Genomic DNA, 6,351 nt, shown 5'->3' on the forward strand with positions numbered 1-6,351 from the left:
GCCCCTGGTCCGCGCCGCCCTGGGCGGTGACGCCGAGGGGGCGGCGGCGGAGTCGGAACGGCTGCGTCCGCTGTGGGAGTTGTTCGCCTCCCACGGCAGCCTGCGCGTGGTCGCCGCGATCGCCGAACACCTGGGGCTGGTGGCCCCGCGCTGCCTGCCCCGCCCGATCCTGGGACTGCCCGCCGCCGAGCGGGAGCGGGTGGCCCGTGTGGTCGAACAGCTGGGCCTGGCCTGAACGGCGCCTGTGGGGACGTCCCCCACGAGAGCGTGTGGCCGCCTGCGTCCCCGGCAGCCGCTCAGGCGCGCGAGAGGAGGAACGGGCTCTCGGAGCCGACTCGCACGGGCTGCTCGAAGCCGTTGCTCATGACAGTCCCCGAGTCCGCCGACTCCGGAGACAGCCCCCAGGGCGTCCGCGCCGCGACACGGGAAATACGGTTGCGGCCGGGACGCACCGGGCCCAGGATGATCCGGTGCAGACCCGAGAGACCACACTCGACCTCGGCCACGACGCCCTGGCCGCGCTGGACTTCGGCGGCGCGGGCGCCCCGGTCCTCCTCGTTCACGGCAGCGGGCACAACGCGGCCGTCTGGACGGACGTGGCGGCCCACCTGACCGACCACTGCCGCGTCGTCGCCGTCGACCTGCGCGGACACGGCCGGACCAGGGCCGACTCCCACGACGCGGAACAGTACTGGCGCGACCTCGCCGGCGCGGTCCGGGCCCTCGGCTGGGAGGACCCCGTCCTGGTCGGGCACTCGCTGGGCGGTTACGCCGTCACCGCCGTGGCCGCCAGCGGGCTGGTCCGCCCCGCCGCGGTGTGCGTCGTCGACGGGCTCGTCCTGGACACCCGGGAGCAGGCCGTGGCCAACCAGGAACGCTGGACCACGCCCGAGGCGATGGAGCGGGTGCGCGCCCGGTTCGGCTACGGGTGGGCCGCCACCCCGGAACAGGCGCGCGAGTACATCGAGCGCGGTGTGCGGGAGGCCCCCGGGGACGAACTCAACCGGGACTGCCGCCCCGGCCTGGTGCGCGGCGTGCTGGAGCGCTCCTTCAGCAGGGACCAGCACACGTGGCTGCGGCGTCCGACCGCCGAGCAGATCGCGGTGATCAGCGCCCCCGCGCCGGACGCGGCCGTCTACCCCAGCGTGGACGTCTACGAGCGCCTCACCTGCCCGCTCACGGTCGTCCTTCCCGACGGGGGCTTCTACGCCGCGCGCCGCGACGAGGTACGGGCCCTCGTCGCCGCACGCCCGGAACGCACACTCGTGGAGATGCGCACACACCACAACGTGCCCATGGCCCGCCCGGAGGAACTCGCCCGCGTCATCTGGGACGTCGTGCGCGCCCGACCCACCGCATAACCGGAGAACACCTGTGACACACCGCCTCCAGCAGCGTTCCGTACGCGAGTACCCCGTGGCCGCGCAGGGCTCCGGCCCGTACGGCATCACCGCCGGGACCGACGGTTCGCTGTGGGTCACGCTCGTCCACCACGGCCGGATCGCCCGTATGACACCGGACGGCTCCACGACCGTGTACCCGCTGGACTCCACCGCGTGCGCGCCCTCGCTCATCACCACGGGCCCCGATCACGCGCTCTGGTTCACCCGTACCAAGGACGACAGGATCGGCCGCATCACCGCGGACGGGAAGGCCGACTCCTTCGCGCTGCCGACCCCTGGCGCCCAGCCCTTCGGCATCACGGCCGGGCCCGACGGGGCACTGTGGTTCACCGAGATGAACGCTGACCGCATAGGCCGTATCACCACCGACGGGGAGGTCACCGAGTTCCCCCTGCCGACGAGGGGAGGGTTCCCGTCGTTCATCGCCTCCGGGCCCGACGGAGCCCTGTACTTCACCCTCAACCAGGCCGACGCCGTCGGCCGCGTCACCGTCGGCGGGGACGTGACCCTTCATCCCCTCCCGACCGGCCAGGCGGGACCCGTCGGTATCACCGCGGGTCCGGACGGCGCCCTGTGGTTCGTGGAGATCGCCGCGGGCCAGATCGGCCGCCTCACCACGGACGGACGCATCCGGGAGTTCCCCCTCCCCCGGCGCGACTCACGCCCCCACGCCATCACCGCGGACCCCGAAGGGGGCTGCTGGTTCACCGAGTGGGGCGCGAACCGCGTCGGGCACATCACGGCGGGGGGCGACATCGACCTGTTCGACCTGCCCGCGCCCTCCCGCGAACCCCACGGCGTCGCGGTCACCGCGGACGGAACGGTCTGGGTCGCCCTGGAGACCGGCGGTATCGCCTCCCTGGCGCCGTGAGGCCCCGCGACCCGGCGCTCACGCCGGTTCGCGGTCCGCGTTCGCGGGTGTGCCCGCCGCACGGGCCGGTTCCACGGGCGGCGTTCCCGGGCCGGAAGCCGGTGCCAGGGCGAGCGTGACCGGGACCAGGGCGATGAGCCCCAGCCCGAACCACCCCGCGCCGGTCAACGCCTCCCCGACGACCAGGACCGCCAGGAGCGCCGCGACCGCGGGTTCGCTCAGCGTGACCGTGGTGGCCGTGCTCGCCGAGACCCGGGTCAGGCCGAAGCCGAAGAAGAGGTAGCCCAGGAACATGGGCACCAGCGCCATGTAGGCGGCCACCGTGAAGGCCTGCGCGGAGGCCAGGAGGGGGGCGCCGGTGAGCACGAGCACCGGCATCAGCAGCACGCCGCCGCAGCCGAAGACCGCCCCCATGGACGCCGCCCGGTCGACGCCGCGCCCCATGAGGGTGTGCGCCGCCCAGGAGAACGCGGCGTAGGTGAGGCCCGCCACCAGCCCGAGCGCGACACCGGCCGCGGTCCCGCCGGGCGAGGCGGCGGGGGCGGCCGTGTTCGACACGCACAGCAGCACGCCGCCGACGATGCCCACCGCCGCGGCCAGCATCCACCACCGGCTCAGCGGTGTGCGCTGGACCACCAGTTCCAACAGGCCGGAGGCCAGCGGTGCCGACGCCAGGGACACCACGGTGCCCACCGCCACCCCCGCCAGGTGCATCGAGCCGTAGAACGCCAGGGGGTAGACGCCCACGGCCAGGGCTCCCACCGCCACCAGGGGCAGGTTCTCCCGCAGCCGGGGGCGGGCCGCCGCCAGCGCGGGCAGGGCGATCAGCGCCTGGAGCAGGCCGCCGATCCCCAGGGCGGCCGAGCCGATGGCCAGGGGCCCGGCCTGCGGGGCGAAGGTGGCGGCGGTGCCGGTCGTGCCCCACAGGACGGAGGTGACCGTGATGGCCGCGATGCCCAGCGTCCGGTGGCGGTTCACAGCGCGTCCACCAGGGCCGCGGCGATCGCGCGTGCCTCCAGGAGCCGGTCCGGCGCTCCCTCCAGTCCGGCCCGGGCCATGGAGCCCTCCAGCAGGAACGAGCAGTGCCGGGCGGTGCGCGCCGCCGTGTCGGGGTCGGTGATCTGCTCCAGGTGCCCGGCCACGAGCGCCTCGACCTGCTCCTTGTGCTCGCGCACCCGCTCCCTGCCCGGTGCGCCCGCGGGGAGTTCGGCCGCGGCGTTGAGCAGCCCGCAGCCGCGGAACCCGTGCTCGTAGGCGGCCGAGGCGTGGTCGACGTAGGCGTCGAACACCGCCAGTACCCCCTCCCGGGGGGTGTGGGCCTCCTCCAGTCGGCGCCGGTACAGGTCGAGCCACTCCCGGTGCCGTTCCTGGAGGTAGGCCAGCGTCAGCTCCTCCTTGGAGGAGAAGTTGTTGTACAGGCTCATCTTGGCCACGCCGGCCTCGGCGGTGACCGCGTCGATGCCGGTGGCGGTCATGCCGTGGGCGTAGAACAGCCGCGCCGCCGCGCCGAGCAGCTTCTCCCTGGCCGATCCCGCACGCGGCCGGGCCTCCTCGACCTGCGCCATGGTGCACCTCCGCTATCGGACTAGGTAGACCAGTCTACCTATAACCGGTGGCGGACCTCTCCAGCGGGCCGGGCGCTTACGGGCCGTGGTCGCGCGCCCCGGGATGGTCTCCGACGTCACCGCCCGGAGGGTGGAGCCCGCGGGCGGCCGTCGCTTCAGCCGTCGGTCGCGTCCGCCGGAATACGGATGACGAGCAGGGCGGCGTCGTCGTCGTTGCTTCTCGGCCGTGCGCGCTCCAGCAGCTGGTCGGCGAAGGAGTTCAGGGGGCGGTGCGCGAGGGAGGCCGCGTGCTGGCGCATACGTCTGAGGCCCGTGTCCAGTGACTGCCCCCGGGCTTCGACCAGGCCGTCCGTGTAGAACACGAGCGTGGACCCGGGCGGCAGGGCGATGCGCGCGTCGGCGCGCGGCCGCGCCATCCCCGTGCCGAGCAGGACCCCGCTCCCCTCCTCCAGGTAGTGGGCGATGCCGTCGTGGTGGACGAGCAGGGGCGGGGGGTGGCCGGCGCTCGACCACAGCAGTTCCCACCGTCCGGCCTCGTCGACCGTCAGGTGGGCCAGGACGAGGGTCGCCATGTAGACGTCGCTGATGTGCTCCAGGGCCTGGTCCATGCGCTCCAGCGTGCGGTGGGGGGACTGCTCCTGTGCCCAGGTGTAGGCCCGGAGCATGTTGCGGAGCTGGGCCATCCCGGCCGCCGCGTCCAGGTCGTGGCCGACGACGTCGCCGATGACCAGGGCCGTGTCGCCGCGGGGCAGGGGGAAGGCGTCGTACCAGTCACCGCCCACGTGCGAGACGTCTGGTGCGGGCAGGTACCGGGCGGTCATCTCCGCTCCCGCCAGCCGGGGGAGCTGGGGCAGCAGGTAGCGCTGCATGGTCTCGGCGACCTGGCGCTGGCGCTGGTAGTGGCGCGCGTTCTCCAGGGCCAGGCCGATGCGTCGGGCGATGTCCTCCAGAAGGGCGAGATCGTCGCGGGCGAAGGGGTGCTGGGAGCCCGTGCGCCCCAGGGTCACGGCGCCCAGCACCTCCCGGGGCCCGCGGATGGGGGCGATGGCCGCGGTGTTGATGCCCGTCGCCTCGAACAGCCTGCGCTGCTCCACCGCGATACCCGTGTCGGGCGGACCGGAGTAGATCTCACGGTTGACGAGGGTGGAGGCGGCGCCTCGCAGGGCTTTGGACAGGGGCATGCTGGAGGTCGGGGGCACCGGGGGCATCGGTCCCTGGAGGTCCTCGCGCACCGTGGTCCTGCCCTGGTCCGCCTGGACCACCAGGGAGCGGGACACCTCGTCGCCTTCGGTGATCAGGTCGATGATCGCCCAGTCCGCGAGTCGTGGAAGCATCAGCTCCACCACCCGGAGCAGGGACTTCTCCACGTCGACGTTGTTGATCAGGTGTGCGGTGGTGTCGGCCAGCAGGGCCAGCCGCTCCGTCTCCGACAGTGTCCGTCGGGAAGGGGTGGAGCGCCCGGGGGTCCCCTCGTCCTGCTCGACGGCCTGGAAGAAGACCAGCTCCGTGACCTGGGAACCGTCGGGCTTACAGGGCACGGCGGACCACGACACGGGGAGGAGCGTGCCGTCGCCGCGCTGGAACCAGGACTCCCCCGCGCGGGAGAGGGAACCGGACGGCGCCCCCTGGGAGGCGTCGCGTGCCTCCCTGACGACCGCCTGCCCCCGGGCGTCCCGGTGCAACGACCGGAGGTCCTGCCCGAGCGTCTCGTCCGCCGAACGGGCCAGCAGTCGCAGGGCGGTGGCGTTGACCGCGACGATCCGCTCCCTCTCGTCGACGGCGTACACACCCGCGCTCAGGCTGTCCAGCGCCTCCGCGAGGAGCCGGTGTTGACCTGACACACCGGTCGAATCGCTGTACGTACCGGAATCCTCGTCCACAGCGTCTCCTTGTCCGACGGACCTTCGCACACCCCCAGGCCGAGGGTCGGGCATGTCCGGTGTGTACCTGCCACGCCCACGAGGAACCGCCCTCCGCGGGCGGGACCGGAGACACTCATATCCGTTCGACGGGCTGGACAGGTCTCACCGCAACCGGCACTGGCGGGACTCCGGTGCCGGGAGCTCCTTCCCGGCACCGGCCTGCGACCAGCCACGACTACGTCAGAGAACGTACACCAGTGCCCCGGGTGCGGTGACCCCGCCTCACCTCGGCGGACGAGGGGGAACACGGGGGCGCCGGTCCGCGTGCCGGGACAGGGCCCGGACAGGGCCGGGCCGGACCCGGGAACGGGTGACGGCCCCGCACCGCCGACCAGCGGGCGGGCCCGCCCGGCCGATCACGCGGCGGACCACTCCCGCGGACGGGCACGGACGAAGTCGGCGAAGGTGCGGGGCGGGCGGCCGGTCAGGCGGTGGACCGTGTCCGTGACGAGGTCCTCGCTGCCCCCGGCGATGTCGGCGTCCACCCGGACCAGCGCCGAGGCGAAGGGCTCGGACATGCCCGCGTCCAGGTTGCGCCGGACCAGCTCGGCCGCCGGGGCGGGCGTGTGGCGCACCGGCCGACCGGTGGC

General features: G+C 73.9%; 5 protein-coding genes and 2 pseudogenes. 3 read left to right on the top strand and 4 right to left on the bottom strand.

What is annotated here, in order from left to right; genetic code table 11:
• The 3 genes and pseudogenes from DQW06_RS09425 to DQW06_RS09435 form a co-directional block, all read left to right on the top strand.
• A pseudogene (locus DQW06_RS09425) lies at positions 1-235 on the top strand (dihydrodipicolinate synthase family protein); the annotation flags it as partial.
• Between the two features lie 235 nt (positions 236-470).
• Complete coding sequence (locus DQW06_RS09430) at positions 471-1,361, top strand: alpha/beta fold hydrolase (protein WP_117198306.1); 891 nt, start codon at positions 471-473, stop codon at positions 1,359-1,361.
• A 13-nt stretch (positions 1,362-1,374) separates the two neighbouring features.
• Entirely contained in the window at positions 1,375-2,274 is a 900-nt protein-coding gene (locus tag DQW06_RS09435; RefSeq protein ID WP_013152933.1) for a hydrolase, read from the top strand.
• Positions 2,275-2,292: 18 nt separating this feature from the next.
• Here DQW06_RS09435 and DQW06_RS09440 read toward each other — a convergent pair whose 3' ends face one another.
• From DQW06_RS09440 to DQW06_RS09455, 4 genes and pseudogenes are all read right to left on the bottom strand, one after another.
• On the bottom strand, positions 2,293-3,252 hold the full coding sequence (locus DQW06_RS09440; protein WP_071622022.1) for an EamA family transporter: 960 nt from the start codon (positions 3,250-3,252) through the stop codon (positions 2,293-2,295).
• Positions 3,249-3,839: a TetR/AcrR family transcriptional regulator gene (locus tag DQW06_RS09445; RefSeq protein WP_013152931.1), complete on the bottom strand. Its 591-nt coding sequence runs from the start codon at positions 3,837-3,839 to the stop codon at positions 3,249-3,251. The genes DQW06_RS09440 and DQW06_RS09445 overlap by 4 nt, the downstream gene beginning before the upstream one ends.
• A gap of 155 nt (positions 3,840-3,994) precedes the next feature.
• On the bottom strand, positions 3,995-5,719 hold the full coding sequence (locus DQW06_RS09450; RefSeq protein WP_071622021.1) for a SpoIIE family protein phosphatase: 1,725 nt from the start codon (positions 5,717-5,719) through the stop codon (positions 3,995-3,997).
• 398 nt (positions 5,720-6,117) lie between these two features.
• Positions 6,118-6,351, bottom strand: a pseudogene (locus DQW06_RS09455) (ergot alkaloid biosynthesis protein); the annotation flags it as partial.

Origin of the sequence: Nocardiopsis sp. TNDT3 (assembly GCF_003427465.1) — a bacterium.
In the GTDB taxonomy this organism is placed as follows: Bacteria; Actinomycetota; Actinomycetes; order Streptosporangiales; family Streptosporangiaceae; genus Nocardiopsis; species Nocardiopsis dassonvillei.

Bases quoted from the DNA above. Each gene is read 5' to 3' on its own strand.
- DQW06_RS09445 (WP_013152931.1), bottom strand. From the start codon at position 3,839: ATGGCGCAGGTCGAGGAGGCCCGGCCGCGTGCGGGATCGGCCAGGGAG.